Origin of the sequence: Mycolicibacterium sp. TUM20985 (assembly GCF_030295745.1) — a bacterium.
Classification (GTDB): Bacteria; Actinomycetota; Actinomycetes; order Mycobacteriales; family Mycobacteriaceae; genus Mycobacterium.
This window is the reverse complement of the sequence record NZ_AP027291.1, coordinates 3396794-3413205: the sequence shown is the minus strand read 5'-3', so window position 1 is coordinate 3413205 and position 16412 is coordinate 3396794. Positions and strand designations below refer to the sequence as shown.

Sequence of the window (16412 nt, the reverse complement as noted above, 5' to 3'; positions counted from 1 at the left end):
CCTGTCGCCGTGAGCGACCGCTTCATCAGCTGGCGTATTCCGTGAATCCTCACCTGGGAGCACCATCACCCGCACCAATCGTGACTTCTTGGCTGCGCCTGATTCGGTCGCGGCATCGCCCGACCGCGCCATTGCGCTGCGGCTGACGGGCCTGACCTCTTCGGTTGAACCGGCGGTGGTGTTCGCCAGCTTGGCCGAGCTCAGCGTCGGTTCCTTCAGCGATACCTGCACCGTCGACGTCGTTGAGGAGCATAAGGACGCCTACCGGATCAGCTACCCCCTCGTCGAGTCGGACGTATCGGCGCAGACCCCACATTTCTCGACGCGTACGGTGATTCGGCTCACCGAGGTGGGCGCGCAGCCGCATTACGCTGGGATCGTGGTGCACGCCTGGCATACCCACCACCCCACCTCTGCTGACGCCACGATCGCCGCGCTGCTGGTCGAGCGCGCCGTCGCCGTGATAGCGACCGAACGATCCTGGGGTGCCGCACTACGCAGCAACCGCGAGATCGGTATTGCCATGGGCATACTGATGGCTCGCCACCAGATCGGAGCGCAGGCCGCGTTCGCGATGCTGCGCGAGGTGTCCCAGGTCACCAACAGCAAGCTGCGCGACGTCGCAGAGCGGTTCATCGCCATGGCGCCAGGGTCCCCCACCGCAGCGGGCTGGGCAGCGAAAAACACCCCGATCCTGGCAGCTCCCGACCGACTGCGTTGCTGAAGCACCCAACAGCAGAGAAAGACATAACATGCCAGAGACGTTGTGCCGCATCGGTACCTAGGGCGGTCCCACCTCTGTTGGGTCAGCTGGCTGCCGACAGATCTCGGATTTCGTAGGTCAGCGGGTTTCCCCGTTGAAATCCCCTCCAGTCCGGCTAAACCCGGCTAAACTCACAAGGGAGGGTATATTAACGAGTAGTCAGCAACCTCGCGTTGGTGTGCCCCCACCACCACCGCCTCCATCACCGGGAGATCATCACCCTCACCGGACCCGCCCACCACCTCGTCGTCACCGACGCCCAGGGCCGAACGCTCACCGCGGGATCGCTGGCCCGCCCACCAACCCGACCCCCACCACGGGTCGCACCGTGTCGCGGACCGACCGGCGAACGCGCCGACTGGTGGTGGTACCAACCCTTCCAACCCCAACCACCGCCGGTCTTCGACGAGGGTAGTTAGCGAGGGCGTGAATCCACGCTCGCCGTTTGGCGCGTCCCGACTACCCCCGAGGTAATCGACCTCGCGCCGGGAACGGGGAACACTCGTGGTCATGGACAGCGAACCCACGACCAGAACCGTGCCACCAATCCTGTTCCTGCACGGCCTATTCGGAAGCCCTTCGCTTCTGACACCCTGGACGCGGCTCCTCGAAGCCGAGGGCTACGCCGTGCACGCACCGGTACTGCCCGGCCGCGACCCGGCCGACGATGCCGTGCTCGCGCATACCGGCATCGACGAATGCTTCGCCGTCGCGCTCGACGCTTACGACCGAATCGGCCAGTCGGCGATCGTGATTGGCCACAGCCTCGGTGGGTTGTTGGCTCAGAAGATCGCCGCCGCGCGCAACCCTCGGGCCGCGGTACTGCTGGCTCCGGTTCCTCCGGGTGTGTCATGGCCTCGGCTGCGGTCGAGTCCGCATCTGCTGCCGCTGATGTCGAAAATCGTTGCAGGCAAACCATTCCTACCGTCGGCGAAGACGATGCGCGCGGTCCCGCTCAACACGCTGCCGGTGGTGGAGCAGGAGGCGGTGATCCCGCGTCTGGTTCGTGACTCCGGAAGAGTGTTCCGCCAGATCTCGATGGGTACCGCGGCCACCCGAGTCAACGCCGCCGAGGTCACCTGCCCGGTGCTGTGCGTCAGCGGTGGAGCGGACCAGAACGTGCCGTCGTGGGTCTCGCGGCGAATCGCCAAACGCTACGGTGCCGAGCACCAGGTGCATCCGGGCAAGCCGCACTGGATCATCGCCGAATCGGCGATCGGCGACGTCGCCCCGCCGGTCCTCGACTGGCTGCGCAAATCGGTGGCCTCAGCAGGGACGTCCGGCGACGACTCGACCCCCGCCGACTACAGCGCCCGCAGGTAGCGCCGGCTCACCACGCGCTGAGCGAGCGAGGTGAACGGTCCTGCCAGCTTGCTCCACCAGGTGCCGTGCCGCGAGAACGCGCTGATCTCGGCGTGGACGGCTTCGTCCTCGGGGTCGTAGCGGACGGCAAACAGTTCCTCACCGCTCTCGGCATGCCCCGGCAGGGTGCCGTAGGCGAAGCCGCGCCGGTGTGGTTCGTCGACGACGTACACGACGCGGCACGGCGCCCGCAGCGGGCCGAGCCCCACGATCACCTCCGAACCCACCTCCGCCACCTCGGTCGTCGCCTCGACGCGCACTCCGGCGCCGCGGAGCATGCCCCATCGCATGACCTCCGCCGCGGCCGCCTCGAAACGTGCTCGGCCGTGGCCGATCACCGCCGACGCGTGCTGATGGTGGTAGCCGTCCGGCAATGGCCCGGCCGTCGCGCCGATCTCGGCATAGGTCAACGAGAGTCCGGCGAGGTCGCTCAATCTCACCGATCCACCATGCCAGTCCCGGCGTAACGTCGGCACCGTGACCACCGAACCCATAGCTCGCGCCTCCGGAACGTTCACACTCGGCGGCGATCTGACGGTCCACCGGCTCGGCTTCGGCACCATGCGGCTGACCGGCGAGGGCATCTGGGGCCCGCCGAAGGACCACGACGAAGCGATTCGCGTCCTACGTCGCGCCGTCGAACTCGGCATCGACTTCTTCGACACCGCGAACTCCTACGGGCCGTACGTGGCCGAGGAACTCATTCGCGAGGCCCTGCATCCGTACCGGGACGACCTCGTCATCGCCACCAAGGCCGGGCTCCTCCGCACCGGAGTGGATCAGTGGACACCGCTCGGGTTCCCGGCTTACCTGCGCCAAGAGGTCGAGATGAGTCTGCGCCGGCTGGGCACCGACCGCATCGACCTGTTCCAGCTGCATCGCATCGACCCGAAGTTCCCCGCCGAAGACCAGGTTGGCGAGCTCGCGGCGTTGCAGAGCGAGGGCAAGATCCGCCACATCGGGCTGTCCGAGATCACCGTGGACGAGTTGGCGGCTGCACAGCAGGTCACGCCCATCGCCTCGGTGCAGAATCGCTACAACATGGCCGAACGCAAAGCCGAACCCCTGCTCGAAGCGTGTGAGGCACAGGGGATCGGCTTCATTCCGTGGGCGCCGCTTGGCTCGGGACCGCTCGTCGCCGACGGTGGACCCCTGCATCGGATCGCCGAGCAGCATCACGTCAAGCCGTCTCAACTGGCGGTGGCCTGGTTGCTCAAGCGGTCTCCGGTGATGCTGCCGATCCCCGGCACGTCGAGCGTCGCGCACCTCGACGAGAATGTCTCCGCGGCCGAAGTCACCCTCTCCGACGAGGAGTTCGAGGCGTTGCGGAGCGCCGACGGTTAGACGTCCGGCCACGGGACCGACGGCTGTCGGCAACCGCTCAGGCAATACGGTGGTCCAGTGGCCACCGACCCCGAACCGCAGTCCGGCGGCGGATTCAACCCGCCGGTTCCGACGACCAGAGGCGGTCCTGACTACGGCAGGTTCGTCGAGGCCGTGCGCAGCCTGCAGGACCTGACGCGTAGCGCCGACGCACCCGACGACGTCGTCACCCGAGCGGCCGACTTGATCGAGGACGTGAATCGGCTGCTCGCTCCGCACGACGCCGACGAATGGCACTCGCCGTCGGGTCGGCGGATGGATCTGCCGAACCGGGGCAACATCATGCAGGTCCCGGTGGATCTGACGGTCACCGAGGACGGCCGGGTCAGCGGGACGGCGCGCTTCCGCCGGTTCCACCTGGGCCGAAACGGCGCAGTGCACGGCGGTGCGTTGGCGCTGTTGTTCGATTCGCTGTTGGGGTTCACGGCGTTCAAACTGAGCGAGAGCCGTCGGCAGCGGACCGCGTTCCTGCACGTCGACTATCGCAAGATCGTTCCGATCGACAAGGAGTTGAGGATGGACGCGGGCATCGTGCGCATCGAGGGCCGCAAGATCTTCGTCGGCGGGCGACTGCTCGACGGGGACGACGTGCTGTGTGAGGCCGAGGCGCTGTTCCTCAAGCTGCTACCGGGGCAGCCATGAGCAAGTTCGCCGATACCAAGCGCCGATGGGCGCGATGGCGCGACCGACTGCGGGAACGACGAACGGCGGACCTCACCTATCGCATCGTCGTCGGTGTCGTCGGCCTGGCCGTGCTCGGTCTCGGCATCCTGGCAATTCCCTACCCGGGTCCGGGATGGGCCATCGTCTTCGTCGGCCTGGCGATCCTGGCAACCGAGTTCGAGTGGGCGCACCGACTCCTCAAGTACACGCGGCAGCGCTACGACCGGTTCATGGAGTGGTTCAAGGCGCAGGGCCTGTGGGTGAAGGTCCTCGGCTTCATGCTGACCGCCGCGGTGGTCGCGGCGACTCTGTGGTTGCTGGGGGCGCTCAGCTTCGCCGCGGGCCTGATCGGTGTCGAGCAGCCCTGGTTGAAGAGTCCCATCGGCCTGGGTTCGTGAACACCAGCACCGATACCATGGTCGCGTTCCGCGCACCCGCCATCCTCGACCGTTCGCCCACCCACCCCCCGATGAGGAGACCCCCCCGATGACCGCCGCCGCCAGCCTCGCCCCAGCAGCCCCGATCCGGGTCGCTGCCGGGACCACCGCGGGTGCGGCCATTCGCGACGCCGGACTCCCGGGCCGGGGCGAACCCGACGCGATCGTCGTGGTGCGGGAAGCCGACGGCCGACTGCGCGACCTGTCCTGGACCCCGGCCGCCGACGTCGAGGTGACGCCCGTCGCGGCCAACACCGAGGACGGCCGCAGCGTCATCCGCCACTCGGCGGCGCACGTCCTCGCGCAGGCGGTGCAGGGCCTGTTCCCGGAAGCCAAGCTGGGCATCGGCCCGCCCATCACGGACGGTTTCTACTACGACTTCGACGTGCCCCGCGCCTTCACGCCCGAGGACCTGGCCGCGCTGGAGAAGCGCATGCGCCAGATCGTCAAGGACGGGCAACTGTTCGACCGTCGCGTGTACGAGTCCAAGGACGCGGCCCGGGAGGAACTCGCCAGCGAGCCGTACAAGCTGGAACTCGTCGACGACAAGTCCGGGGATCCGGACGTCATGGAGGTCGGCCCCCCCGGTTCCAATGACGAGCTGACGGCCTACGACAACCTCAATCCCCGTACCCGCGAACGCATCTGGGGTGACCTCTGCCGGGGTCCGCACATCCCCACCACCCGGTACATCCCGGCGTTCAAGCTGACGCGCAGTTCGGCGGCGTACTGGCGGGGCGACCAGAAGAACGCCAGCCTGCAACGCGTGTACGGGACGGCGTGGGAGTCCCAGGAAGCATTGGACCGTCACCTCGAATTGATCGAGGAGGCGCAGCGCCGCGACCACCGGAAGCTCGGTGTCGAACTGGACCTGTTCAGCTTCCCCGACGAACTGGGCTCCGGACTGCCCGTCTTCCACCCCAAGGGCGGCATCATCCGGCGAGAGCTCGAGGACTACTCCCGTCGCAAGCACGAGCAGGCGGGCTACGAGTTCGTCAACACCCCGCACATCACCAAGGAACATCTGTACATCACGTCGGGCCACCTCGAGTGGTACGCCGACGGCATGTTCCCACCGATGCACATCGACGCCGAGTACGACGACGACGGCACCGTGCGCAAGCCGGGGCAGAATTACTACCTCAAGCCAATGAACTGCCCGATGCACCACCTGATCTATCGGGCGCGCGGGCGGTCCTACCGCGAACTTCCGTTGCGGCTCTTCGAATTTGGGTCGGTCTACCGGTACGAGAAGTCCGGCGTCGTGCACGGGCTGACCCGGGTGCGGGGCATGACCCAGGACGACGCCCACATCTACGCCACCCGGGAGCAGCTGCGCGACGAGCTCAGCTCGCTGCTGCGGTTCGTGCTCGACCTGCTCGCCGACTACGGGCTCGACGAATATTATCTGGAGCTGTCCACGAAGGATCCCGACAAGTACGTCGGCGCCGATGACGTGTGGGACGAGGCCACGGAGACCTTGCGCGAGGTGGCCGAGGCATCCGGCTTGGACCTGGTGCCCGACCCTGGCGGCGCGGCGTTCTACGGACCGAAGATCTCGGTGCAGGTCAAGGACGCGCTAGGGCGGACCTGGCAGATGTCGACCATCCAGCTGGACTTCAACATGCCCGAGCGTTTCGAGCTGGAGTACACCGCAGCCGACGGCAGCCGGCAGCGGCCGGTGCTGATCCACCGCGCGCTCTTCGGCTCGATCGAACGGTTCTTCGGGGTGCTCACCGAGCATTACGCAGGGGCTTTCCCCGCCTGGCTGGCGCCGGTCCAGGTGGTCGGCATCCCCGTCGCCGATGCGCACGTCGAGTACCTCGAAGACGTTGCCGCGCAACTGAAGACGCATGGCGTCCGGGTAGAGGTCGACGCCAGCGACGATCGGATGGCGAAGAAGATCGTCAATCAGACCAACCAGAAGGTGCCGTTCATGCTGCTCGCGGGGGACCGCGACGTGGAGGCCGGAGCCGTGAGCTTCCGGTTCGGTGACCGGACCCAGATCAACGGAGTGCCGCGCGAGAAAGCCGTCGCCACCATCGTGGACTGGATCGCTCGACGCGAGAATGCAGCTCCCACAGCGGAATCAGTGACGGTGTAACCGTGGATCCGGAGAACACGATCACCGACCGCGGGATCGGCGAACCCGACCACCTGCAGCGGCTGTGGACGCCCCACCGGATGAACTACATCGCCGAGTCCAAGGTGGGGGGTGGGTCGGCGGCCTCATCGGAGCCGTTCAGCGACATCCCGGCCATGTCCGACGAGGACGGCCTCGTCGTCGCGCGTGGCGAACTCGTCTACGCGGTGCTGAACCTGTACCCGTACAACCCCGGGCATCTGATGGTGGTCCCGTACCGCAGGGTGTCCGAACTCGAAGACCTCACCGACGCGGAGAGCGCCGAGCTGATGACCTTCACGCAGAAGGCGATTCGCGTGATGAAGACCGTCTCGCGGCCGCACGGTTTCAACGTCGGGCTCAACCTCGGGCACTCGGCGGGCGGGAGCCTCGCCGAACACCTGCACATGCACGTCGTGCCGCGATGGGGCGGCGACGCCAACTTCATCACGATCATCGGCGACTCCAAGGTGATCCCACAGCTGTTGCGCGACACCCGCAAGCTGCTGGCAGACCAGTGGGCGGCGCAGACGTGAGCGACTTCTACCTGTTGACCAGGGCGGCGTACGCGAAGCTCAGCCGACCGGTGGCGAAGGCCTCGCTGCGGATGGGCCTCACCCCGGACAGCATCACCATCATCGGAACCGCAGGCAGCATCATCGCGGCGCTCACGCTGTTTCCGATCGGACAATTGTGGTGGGGCGCCTTCGCCGTGGCGGTCTTCGTGCTCGCGGACATGCTCGACGGCGCGATGGCGCGCGAACGCGGTTTCAGCACTCCCTTCGGCGGCGTGTTGGACGCCACGTGCGACCGCCTCGCCGACGGGGCCGTCTTCTGTGGCCTGCTGTGGTGGGCGGCCTTCGGGGCGCACAACGCCTCACTCGCGGTCGCGACGATGATCTCGCTGGTCACCTCTCAGGTGATCTCCTACGTCAAGGCCAGGGCCGAGGCCAACGGGCTCAAGGGTGACGGCGGGTTCATCGAACGTCCCGAGCGCCTGATCATCGTGCTGCTCGGAGCGGGCCTGTCCGGGGTGTCGTTCCTGCACGTGCCGTGGCTGTTGCACGTCGCCATGTGGGTACTGGCGGTGGCCAGCCTCGTCACGCTGGGCCAGCGGCTGCACTCCGTGCGCACCTCGCCCGGCGCGACCGATCCGCTGAAGACCACACCGCAGCCGCCCACCGATTCCGAAGAGGAAGCGAGCGAGCCGTGAGCACGCCCCATGGGGGCGGGTTGGCGGGAAGATTCCCGGCGGGCTTGCCGAGCGCGCGCGGGGTGCGGGTACCCCTTGGTGACCAACTGTCCGACCTCGGCTACGCGGCGGGTTGGCGCGTGGTGCGCGCAATGCCAGAATTCGCCGCTCGCAACGCCTTCGACGCGGGCGCGCGGTACGCGTCGCGCGGCGGTGGCCCCGAACAGCTGCGGAAGAACCTCGCGAGGGTGGTCGGTGTCGCACCGGCTGACGTCCCGGAAGAGCTGATCCGTGCTTCGCTGGCGTCCTACGCGCGCTATTGGCGGGAGGCGTTTCGGTTGCCGTCGATGGATCACCACCTGCTCGCCCGTCGCCTCGACGAGGCCGCGCTGGGCGGTCAGCACGTGGCGGCGGGCCTCGACAAGGGGCGCGGCGTGGTCCTCGCCCTGCCGCACAGTGGCAACTGGGACATGGCCGGGGTGTGGCTGACCAACACCCATGGTCGCTTCGCCACGGTTGCCGAACGGCTCAAGCCCGAGTCGTTGTACAAGCGGTTCCTGGACTATCGCGAGAGCCTGGGCTTCGAGGTGGTTCCTCTGACCGGCGGTTCGCGGCCACCGTTCGAGATCCTGGCCGAGCGGCTCCGCGGCAACGGTCTGGTCTGTCTGATGTCCGACCGTGATCTGACCAGATCCGGCGTGGGGGTCGAACTCTTCGGCGAGGCGACGATGCTGCCCGCCGGGCCCGCCAAGTTGGCACTCGCGACCGGGGCCGTGCTGCTGCCCGTGCACTCCTATTACGAACCCGACGTCGCGGTCACCGACATCGGCGCCGCTCTCGATACCTCCTCGGGCGACGTCACCGCGATCACGCAGGCGCTCGCCGATCGGTTCGGTGCCAACATCGCGGCCCACCCCGCCGACTGGCACATGCTGCAGCCGCAATGGATCGCCGACCTGTCCGACGAACGGCGCGCCAGGCTCGCCGGGGTCGAGGAGCCCTGATGCGGATCGGGATGGTGTGCCCCTACTCGTTCGACGTGCCGGGCGGTGTTCAGGCACACGTTCTGCAACTCGCCGAGGTGATTCGCAGCTACGGGCACGAGGTCAGCGTCTTGGCGCCGTCGTCACCGGGGGCGAAGCTGCCCGACTACGTCGTCTCCGGCGGCAAGGCGATCCCGATTCCTTACAACGGATCGGTGGCGCGGCTGCGGTTCGGCCCCGCCACTCATCGCATGGTGAAGAGGTGGCTCGTCGACGGTGACTTCGACGTCCTGCACATCCACGAGCCGAATGCGCCGAGCCTGTCGATGCTGGCACTGATGATCGCCGAGGGGCCGATCGTCGCGACATTCCATACGTCGACCACGAAGTCGTTGACGCTCAGTGTGTTTCAGGGCATCCTGCGGCCTTGGCACGAGAAGATCGTTGGCCGGATCGCCGTCTCCGACCTGGCCAGACGATGGCAGATGGAAGCGCTGGGCTCCGACGCCGTCGAGATCCCCAACGGCGTCGACGTCGAGTCGTTCGCGTCGGCCCCCGTTCTGGACGGTTATCCCCGGCCGGGCAGGTCGGTGCTGTTCCTGGGCCGCTACGACGAACCGCGCAAGGGGATGGCCGTACTCCTCGGCGCGCTACCCGCCCTGGTCGAGTCCTTTCCCGACGTCGAGGTGCTCGTCGTCGGGCGCGGTGACGAGGAGGAGTTGACCTCGGAGGCGGGCCACCTGGCCGGACATCTGCGCTTCCTCGGTCTGGTCGACGACGCGGCGAAGGCATCGGCGATGGCCAGTGCCGACGTGTACTGCGCGCCCAACACCGGCGGAGAGAGCTTCGGCATCGTCCTCGTCGAGGCGATGGCGGCGGGGACGGCCGTGGTGGCCAGCGACCTCGATGCCTTCCGCCGGGTGCTCGAAGACGGTTCCGCGGGCCGGTTGGTGCCCGTCGACGACTCGGCTGCGCTGGCGACGGCGCTGATCGAACTGCTCGGTGACGACGCGGCCCGCCAGCGGTACGCCGAGGCAGCGAGTCGGGCCGTGCGCAAGTACGACTGGTCGGTGGTCGCCCGGGAGATCCTCCGCGTGTACGAGACGGTCGCGAGCGCGGGCGCCAAAGTCCGGGTCGAGGGCACGACGGCCACTAGGCCGGCGGTGTCCACTCGACGGTCGCTGAGCAAGGCCAAGAGGTCGGCGCGTGAAGCCGCAGGAGAGATCGCATGATCACGTGGTTCGTGGTCATCGGGCTGGTCCTGCTGGCCTTGGTGTTGGTGATCGGTGGGATCTGGGCGTTCCAGACGGCGCATCGACTGGACCGGCTGCACGTCCGATACGACCTGTCCTGGCAGGCCCTGGACGGCATCCTCGCCCGGCGCGCCGTCGTCGCGCGCGCGGTGGCCACCGATGCCTACGGCAACGGCGCCGCGGGACGGCGACTGGCCGCCTTGGCCGACGCCGCCGAGCGGGCTCCGCGGGCAACGCGCGAGGCCGCCGAGAACGAGCTGTCGACCGCGCTCGCCGGGGTGGATCCCGCATCGCTACCGGTGGCCCTGGTCGCCGAGATGGCGGATGCCGAGGCGCGCGTGCTGCTGGGTCGCCGCTTTCACAACGACGCCGTGCGCGACACCCTTGCCCTGCGTGAGCGGCCCCTGGTGCGCTGGCTGCACCTCGGCGGAACCGCGCCCATGCCAAGTTATTTCGAGATCGCCGAGCGGGCCGCTCAACGCGCCGTCGGTCAGCAGGTCTACAAGCGCACCTCCGCCCGCATCATCCTGCTCGACGAACTCGGGCACGTCTTGCTGTTCTGTGGCTCGGATCCTGCGAGCGAGACCGCGCCGAGGTGGTGGTTCACCGTGGGGGGCGCCGTCGAGCCGGGCGAGACGCTGCCCGACGCGGCCGTCCGCGAGCTGGCGGAGGAGACCGGTCTGCGCGTCAGTAAGGCCGATCTCGTCGGACCGGTGTGGAAGCGCGACGCTGTCTTCGACTTCAACGGCGCCGTGATCCGCAGCGAAGAGATGTTCTTCATCTACCGGACCGTGCGGTTCGAACCGTCGACGGCCGGGTTCACCCCGCTGGAGAACCGCACCATCCACGGACATCGTTGGTGCGACGAAGGCACCATCGCGGCACTGGTCGAGGGCGGTGAGACGGTGTACCCGCTCCAGCTCGGCGAACTGCTCGCCGAGGCCAGCGCATGGACCGCCCCCGAGTCCGCTGGGCGGGTACGAGAGCTGCAATCAATCCGATAGTTGGCCGTAAGAACTGCGGATTCAAACCGACTTGGCTCGGCCACTAGACTGATTCAGTACTGATTTGAAGGAGATAGCCGTGCAATCCGTTGACCCCACGCAGAAGGGCACCGCCCGCGTCAAGCGCGGAATGGCCGAGATGCTCAAGGGCGGCGTCATCATGGACGTCGTTACGCCCGAACAGGCCCGCATCGCCGAGAGTGCCGGTGCGGTTGCGGTGATGGCCCTTGAGCGGGTGCCCGCCGACATCCGCGCCCAAGGCGGCGTCTCGCGGATGAGCGACCCCGACATGATCGAGGGCATCATCTCGGCGGTCACGATCCCGGTGATGGCCAAGGCACGCATCGGTCACTTCGTCGAGGCGCAGATCCTGCAGAGCCTGGGCGTCGACTACGTCGACGAGTCCGAGGTGCTGACGCCGGCGGACTACGCCAACCACATCGACAAGTGGAAGTTCACCGTGCCGTTCGTCTGCGGTGCCACCAACCTGGGCGAGGCACTGCGTCGCATCAGTGAGGGCGCTGCGATGATCCGCTCCAAGGGTGAGGCGGGCACCGGCGACGTCTCCAACGCGACCACCCACATGCGCAAGATCGGTGGCGAGATTCGTCGGCTGACCTCGCTGTCGGAGGACGAGTTGTACGTCGCCGCAAAGGAATTGCAGGCGCCCTACGATCTCGTGGTGGAGGTGGCGCGCGCAGGCAAGCTGCCCGTGACGCTGTTCACGGCGGGCGGTATCGCCACGCCGGCCGACGCCGCGATGATGATGCAGCTCGGCGCCGAGGGTGTCTTCGTGGGATCGGGCATCTTCAAGTCGGGCAACCCCGAGGAGCGTGGCGCGGCGATCGTCAAGGCCACCACCTTCTACGACGACCCCGACGTGCTGGCGAAGGTTTCGCGCGGATTGGGTGAGGCCATGGTGGGCATCAACGTGGAGGAGATCGCACAGCCGCATCGGCTCGCCGAGCGCGGCTGGTAGATACTTCGGCGGTGTCGATCGAAGAAATTCTCGATCTCGAGCAGCTCGAGGTCAACATCTACCGCGGTGGTGTCTTCAGCCCGGAGTCCGGTTTCCTGCAGCGCACCTTCGGCGGGCACGTGGCCGGCCAGTCGCTGGTGTCCGCGGTGCGCACGGTCGACCCGCGCTACCAGGTGCACTCGCTGCACGGATACTTCCTGCGTCCCGGTGACGCGAGGGCGCCGACGGTGTATCTGGTGGAACGGCTCCGCGACGGTGGCTCCTTCGCCACCCGGCGGGTCAACGCGGTGCAACACGGCGAGACGATCTTCTCGATGTCGGCGTCGTTCCAGACCGATCAGAGCGGTATCGAACACCAGGACGCGATGCCCGCGGCGCCGCCTCCCGACGATCTGCCGGGGTTCCGTTCGGGCGGTGCGTTCGACGATGCCGGGTTCGCGCAGTTCGCCGAATGGGATGTTCGCATCGTCCCGCGCGAGCAGGTGACGGTGTTGCCCGGCAAGGCTTCTCAGCAGCAGGTGTGGTTCCGTCACACCGATCCGCTGCCCGACGACCCGGTGCTGCACATCTGCGCGTTGGCCTACCTCAGCGATCTCACACTGCTGGGTTCGGCACAGGTCAACCACCCCGACGAGCGCATGCACCTGATGGTGGCGTCGCTGGATCACGCCATGTGGTTCATGCGTCCGTTCCGCGCAGACGAGTGGCTGTTGTACGACCAGGCGTCCCCGTCGGCATGTGGCGGCCGCGCGCTGACCGAGGGCAAGCTCTTCAACCAGTACGGCGAGATGGTGGCGTCGGTGATGCAGGAGGGTCTCACCCGCTACACGCGCGACTTCACCCTGCCCGCCACGTGACGGTGCGAGTCGGGGTCCTCGCCCTGCAGGGGGATACGCGCGAACACCTGGCGGCGCTGACCGAGGCCGGTGCCGACGCGGTCACCGTGCGGCGACGGGCCGAGCTGGAATCGGTGGACGCCCTGGTGATACCGGGCGGCGAATCGACGACGATGAGCAAGCTGCTGCGCGAGTTCGAACTGCTCGAGCCGTTGCGTGCGCGACTGGTCGACGGGATGCCGGCCTACGGGTCGTGCGCGGGCATGATCCTGTTGGCGACCGAGATCACCGATGCCGGCGTGCCCGGCCGCGAGGCGTTGCCCTTGGGCGGGCTCGACATCACCGTGCGGCGCAATGCCTTTGGCAGACAAGTTGATTCGTTCGAGGAAGACATCCCCTTCGAAGGGCTGTCGGGTTCCGTGCACGCGGTGTTCATCCGAGCGCCGTGGGTCGAGCGAATCGGGCCGTCGGTCGAGGTGTTGGCCAGAGCCGGCGGGCATCCCGTCGCCGTGCGGCAGGGCAAGACGATGGCGACGGCGTTCCATCCGGAGATGACCGGCGATCGTCGCGTGCACCGGCTGTTCGTCGACTCCCTCTAGCGAGACGCCCCCGAAACGCGACGACGTAGACTGGACGATCACACTTCGCAGTTGACCGAAAGCGAGTAGTACCTGCATGAGCGGCCATTCCAAGTGGGCCACCACCAAGCATCAGAAGGCCGTCAAGGACGCGCGCCGCGGCAAGGAATTCGCGCGGCTGATCAAGAACATCGAGGTGGCGGCCAGGACCGGCGGTGGTGACCCGTCGGGCAACCCGACGCTGTACGACGCCATCCAAAAGGCCAAGAAGACGTCGGTCCCCAACGACAACATCGAACGCGCCCGCAAGCGTGGCGGTGGCGAGGAGGCGGGCGGCGCCGACTGGCAGCCCATCACCTACGAGGGCTACGGACCGAACGGCGTGGCGGTGCTGATCGAGTGCCTCACCGACAACCGCAACCGCGCCGCCAGCGAGGTGCGCATCGCGATGACGCGCAACGGCGGGAACATGGCCGACCCGGGTTCGGTGTCCTACCTGTTCAGCCGCAAGGGCGTGGTCATGCTGGAGAAGAACGGCCTGACCGAGGACGACGTGCTCACCGCCGTGCTGGAGGCGGGCGCGGAGGACGTCAACGATCTCGGTGACAGCTTCGAGGTCATCTCCGAGCCCACCGACCTGGTCGCCGTCCGCTCCGCACTGCAGGATGCGGGCATCGACTACGAATCGGCGGAGGCCAGCTTCCAACCGTCCGTCTCGGTGCCGGTCGACGTCGAGGGCGCCCGCAAGGTGCTCAAGCTCGTCGACGCGCTGGAGGACAGCGACGACGTGCAGGACGTCTGGACCAACGTCGAGATCTCCGACGAGGTCGCGGCGCAACTCGACGAGGACTGACCGCTAGCCGCTCAGCACCGACATGGCCTCCTCGATCGAGGCGTCACCGGAGATGAGCTCGAACGTCACCCCGCTGGTACTCGGGGCGTCGAGGAGCGCGACCAGCATTGCCGCCACGTCCGCCCTCGGGATGCTTCCCCGCCCGGTCGAGGCGGCCACCCGGACCCGGCCGGTGCCGGCGTCGTCGGTGAGAGCACCGGGCCGCACGATGGTGGCGTTGAGCGCCGGCCTACCGCGGACCGCCTCGTCGGCGGCGGCCTTGGCGGTGAGATACGCGGCGAAGACCGGGTCGCCGGTGTTGTCCGCCGGCTGGCTGTCGGCCCCCATCGCCGACACCATCAGATAGCGACCGACGCCCGCGGCTTCGGCGGCATCGGCCAGCAGGATGGCGGCGTCGCGATCGACGGTGGTCTTGCGCTCGATCCCGCTGCCGGGGCCGGCGCCCGCGGCGAACACCACTGCGTCGGCGTTCTGCAGCAGGGCGGCCAGCTCGTCGACCGACGAATTCTCCAGGTCCACGACGATCGCCTCGGCGCCAGCGCTCCGCAGATCCTCACTCTGGTCGGCGTTGCGGATCAGGCCTGCTACCGAGTCGCCGCGATCGGCGAGCATCTTCTCCAGCGCGAGCGCGATCTTGCCGTGCCCACCTGCGATGACTACGCGCATCATTTCCCTTCGTCGGTGGCGAACACCTGGGAATCATCGGCGAACGCCTTGAACTCCAAGGCATTCCCAGCTGGATCGAGGAGAAACATGGTCCACTGCTCACCTGCCTGCCCCGCGAAGCGAAGGTACGGCTCGATGACGAACGCGGCGCCGCTACCGCGCAGCCGCTCGGCGAGCCGGTGAAACTCGTCGACGTCGAGCAACAGGCCGAAGTGCGGCACCGGGACGTCGTGGCCGTCCACGAGATTGTGCGCGGGCGCGGCTCGGCCAGGCGCCAGATGGGTGACGACCTGATGTCCGTGCAGATTCCAGTCGACCCACGATTCGGCGCTGCGGCCCTGCGGCAGTCCGAGAACGGTGCCGTAGAAGTGGCGTGCCACGTCGAGGTCGTCGACGGGTATGGCGAGATGGAACCGCGGAATGGGAGAGTTGAGGACGGTCACCCATCCAAGTTAACGCTTGGCGATCCCCCTGGCCTGAACGGTGATCCTGACAGGAGGTCGACGAAGTGGCACAGCGCGTAGTCGACGGGGTCGTCCTCGTCACCGGAGCCAGCTCGGGAATCGGCGCGGGTATCGCCGCGCGATTTCATGCGCGGGGAGCCCAGGTCATCATCTCGGGCAGGGACCGGGCACGGCTGGAGTCCGTGGCGGCTCGACATTCCGGGATGTCGGTGGTCGTGATGGACGTCGCCGACCCCGAGTCCGTCGCCCGAGGGCTGGCGGACGTGGCGGCGGAAACCCCACATCTGAGCACCCTCGTCAACAACGCGGGGATCCAGCGGCGGCTCGACTTCACGGCCGCCGAGCCGCCCGGACCCGCGGACATCGCCTCCGAGATCGCCACCAACTTCACAGGGCTCATCAACGTCACCGCAGCGGCACTTCCGCTGCTACGTCGGGCTCCTCGCTCGCGCGTGGTCCACGTCGGCTCTGGTCTGGGGTTCGTCCCCTACGCATCGGCCCCCGTCTACTCCGCGACGAAGGCCGCGGTGCACTCCTTCACAGTGAGCCTGCGACGGCAACTGGCCGGATCGACAGTCCAGGTCGTAGAGATCATCCCCCCGGTCGTCGACACGCCACTGCACCGCGACATGCCATCGACGCCCCCCATGGCGATGTCCCTGGAAGGCTTCCTCGACCGGGCCATGCGGGGCCTGGATGCAGGAAGGGACGAGATCCCGATCGGGCTTGGACGTGTCTCGCAGATCGGGGCGCGGGTGGCTCCCAAGCTGTTGTTGGCGCTCATCAACCGCGGCGGCTAGGTCCCTGGTGCTAGATCACGGTGGGCGTGTCCCTACCGCGCGACATCGCCGAGCGCCGATAAGGTATCGAACAG

Annotated in this window: 19 protein-coding genes and 1 pseudogene; 17 read left to right on the top strand and 3 right to left on the bottom strand. The window is 67.6% G+C overall.

Annotated features, from left to right (window positions below; genetic code table 11):
• Nucleotides 1-88 precede the first annotated feature (88 nt).
• The 3 genes and pseudogenes from QUE68_RS16710 (at nucleotide 89) to QUE68_RS16700 (ending at nucleotide 2086) form a co-directional block, all read left to right on the top strand.
• On the top strand, nucleotides 89-724 hold the full coding sequence (locus tag QUE68_RS16710) for an ANTAR domain-containing protein (protein WP_284229821.1): 636 nt from the start codon (nucleotides 89-91) through the stop codon (nucleotides 722-724).
• 197 nt (nucleotides 725-921) lie between these two features.
• Nucleotides 922-1182 (top strand): annotated as a pseudogene (locus QUE68_RS16705) (hypothetical protein); the annotation flags it as partial.
• Between the two features lie 91 nt (nucleotides 1183-1273).
• Nucleotides 1274-2086: an alpha/beta hydrolase gene (locus QUE68_RS16700; protein WP_284227218.1), complete on the top strand. Its 813-nt coding sequence runs from the start codon at nucleotides 1274-1276 to the stop codon at nucleotides 2084-2086.
• On the opposite strand, the gene QUE68_RS16695 is transcribed toward QUE68_RS16700, so the two are convergent.
• A complete protein-coding gene (locus QUE68_RS16695; RefSeq protein ID WP_284227217.1) occupies nucleotides 2068-2565 on the bottom strand; it encodes a DUF1990 domain-containing protein in 498 nt (165 codons plus the stop codon). The genes QUE68_RS16700 and QUE68_RS16695 overlap by 19 nt on opposite strands.
• 37 nt (nucleotides 2566-2602) lie before the next feature.
• Here QUE68_RS16695 and QUE68_RS16690 point away from each other — a divergent pair, with 37 nt between their 5' ends.
• The 13 genes from QUE68_RS16690 to QUE68_RS16630 all read left to right on the top strand — a co-directional run bounded on the left by QUE68_RS16690 (nucleotide 2603) and on the right by QUE68_RS16630 (nucleotide 14408).
• On the top strand, nucleotides 2603-3469 hold the full coding sequence (locus QUE68_RS16690) for an aldo/keto reductase (protein WP_284235775.1): 867 nt from the start codon (nucleotides 2603-2605) through the stop codon (nucleotides 3467-3469).
• 57 nt (nucleotides 3470-3526) lie between these two features.
• On the top strand, nucleotides 3527-4150 hold the full coding sequence (locus tag QUE68_RS16685) for a PaaI family thioesterase (RefSeq protein ID WP_284227214.1): 624 nt from the start codon (nucleotides 3527-3529) through the stop codon (nucleotides 4148-4150).
• Nucleotides 4147-4569 (top strand): TIGR02611 family protein, encoded by a 423-nt coding sequence (locus QUE68_RS16680; protein ID WP_284227213.1) that lies wholly within the window; start codon nucleotides 4147-4149, stop codon nucleotides 4567-4569. Before QUE68_RS16685 ends, QUE68_RS16680 begins: the two co-directional genes overlap by 4 nt.
• Before the next feature lie 88 nt (nucleotides 4570-4657).
• Complete coding sequence (thrS, locus tag QUE68_RS16675) at nucleotides 4658-6712, top strand: threonine--tRNA ligase (RefSeq protein WP_284227212.1); 2055 nt, start codon at nucleotides 4658-4660, stop codon at nucleotides 6710-6712.
• A 2-nt stretch (nucleotides 6713-6714) separates the two neighbouring features.
• Nucleotides 6715-7266 carry an HIT family protein gene (locus QUE68_RS16670; protein WP_284227210.1) on the top strand — a complete coding sequence of 184 codons (552 nt, stop codon included), beginning with the start codon at nucleotides 6715-6717 and terminating at the stop codon, nucleotides 7264-7266.
• Complete coding sequence (gene pgsA / locus QUE68_RS16665; protein WP_284227209.1) at nucleotides 7263-7943, top strand: phosphatidylinositol phosphate synthase; 681 nt, start codon at nucleotides 7263-7265, stop codon at nucleotides 7941-7943. The genes QUE68_RS16670 and pgsA overlap by 4 nt, the downstream gene beginning before the upstream one ends.
• 44 nt (nucleotides 7944-7987) lie before the next feature.
• On the top strand, nucleotides 7988-8926 hold the full coding sequence (locus QUE68_RS16660) for a phosphatidylinositol mannoside acyltransferase (RefSeq protein WP_286275848.1): 939 nt from the start codon (nucleotides 7988-7990) through the stop codon (nucleotides 8924-8926).
• Nucleotides 8926-10137 carry a glycosyltransferase family 4 protein gene (locus QUE68_RS16655; RefSeq protein WP_286274151.1) on the top strand — a complete coding sequence of 404 codons (1212 nt, stop codon included), beginning with the start codon at nucleotides 8926-8928 and terminating at the stop codon, nucleotides 10135-10137. The genes QUE68_RS16660 and QUE68_RS16655 overlap by 1 nt, the downstream gene beginning before the upstream one ends.
• Entirely contained in the window at nucleotides 10134-11162 is a 1029-nt protein-coding gene (locus QUE68_RS16650; protein WP_286274150.1) for an NUDIX hydrolase, read from the top strand. Before QUE68_RS16655 ends, QUE68_RS16650 begins: the two co-directional genes overlap by 4 nt.
• Nucleotides 11163-11292: 130 nt before the next feature.
• Nucleotides 11293-12141 (top strand): pyridoxal 5'-phosphate synthase lyase subunit PdxS, encoded by an 849-nt coding sequence (pdxS, locus tag QUE68_RS16645; RefSeq protein WP_286275846.1) that lies wholly within the window; start codon nucleotides 11293-11295, stop codon nucleotides 12139-12141.
• 11 nt (nucleotides 12142-12152) lie between these two features.
• Nucleotides 12153-12998, top strand: a complete 846-nt coding sequence (gene tesB, locus QUE68_RS16640; protein WP_284227203.1) for an acyl-CoA thioesterase II — start codon at nucleotides 12153-12155, stop codon at nucleotides 12996-12998.
• Complete coding sequence (pdxT, locus tag QUE68_RS16635; protein WP_284235776.1) at nucleotides 12995-13576, top strand: pyridoxal 5'-phosphate synthase glutaminase subunit PdxT; 582 nt, start codon at nucleotides 12995-12997, stop codon at nucleotides 13574-13576. The genes tesB and pdxT overlap by 4 nt, the downstream gene beginning before the upstream one ends.
• Nucleotides 13577-13652: 76 nt before the next feature.
• Nucleotides 13653-14408: a YebC/PmpR family DNA-binding transcriptional regulator gene (locus tag QUE68_RS16630; RefSeq protein WP_284227199.1), complete on the top strand. Its 756-nt coding sequence runs from the start codon at nucleotides 13653-13655 to the stop codon at nucleotides 14406-14408.
• A 3-nt stretch (nucleotides 14409-14411) separates the two neighbouring features.
• On the opposite strand, the gene QUE68_RS16625 is transcribed toward QUE68_RS16630, so the two are convergent.
• Both QUE68_RS16625 and QUE68_RS16620 read right to left on the bottom strand, forming a co-directional pair.
• A complete protein-coding gene (locus QUE68_RS16625; RefSeq protein WP_284227198.1) occupies nucleotides 14412-15074 on the bottom strand; it encodes an NAD(P)H-binding protein in 663 nt (220 codons plus the stop codon).
• Nucleotides 15074-15517, bottom strand: a complete 444-nt coding sequence (locus tag QUE68_RS16620; RefSeq protein WP_284235777.1) for a VOC family protein — start codon at nucleotides 15515-15517, stop codon at nucleotides 15074-15076. Before QUE68_RS16620 ends, QUE68_RS16625 begins: the two co-directional genes overlap by 1 nt.
• Nucleotides 15518-15582: 65 nt before the next feature.
• Between QUE68_RS16620 and QUE68_RS16615 the strand changes: the two genes are divergently transcribed.
• Nucleotides 15583-16338, top strand: coding sequence for an SDR family oxidoreductase (locus QUE68_RS16615; protein ID WP_284235778.1), 756 nt, complete (start codon nucleotides 15583-15585; stop codon nucleotides 16336-16338).
• Nucleotides 16339-16412 lie beyond the last annotated feature (74 nt).

Bases quoted from the DNA above. Each gene is read 5' to 3' on its own strand.
- QUE68_RS16680 (WP_284227213.1), top strand. From the start codon at position 4,147: ATGAGCAAGTTCGCCGATACCAAGCGCCGATGGGCGCGATGGCGCGAC.
- QUE68_RS16625 (WP_284227198.1), bottom strand. From the start codon at position 15,074: ATGCGCGTAGTCATCGCAGGTGGGCACGGCAAGATCGCGCTCGCGCTG.
- pdxS (WP_286275846.1), top strand. From the start codon at position 11,293: ATGGCCGAGATGCTCAAGGGCGGCGTCATCATGGACGTCGTTACGCCC.
- QUE68_RS16630 (WP_284227199.1), top strand. From the start codon at position 13,653: ATGAGCGGCCATTCCAAGTGGGCCACCACCAAGCATCAGAAGGCCGTC.
- QUE68_RS16650 (WP_286274150.1), top strand. From the start codon at position 10,134: ATGATCACGTGGTTCGTGGTCATCGGGCTGGTCCTGCTGGCCTTGGTG.
- QUE68_RS16700 (WP_284227218.1), top strand. From the start codon at position 1,274: ATGGACAGCGAACCCACGACCAGAACCGTGCCACCAATCCTGTTCCTG.
- QUE68_RS16655 (WP_286274151.1), top strand. From the start codon at position 8,926: ATGCGGATCGGGATGGTGTGCCCCTACTCGTTCGACGTGCCGGGCGGT.
- thrS (WP_284227212.1), top strand. From the start codon at position 4,658: ATGACCGCCGCCGCCAGCCTCGCCCCAGCAGCCCCGATCCGGGTCGCT.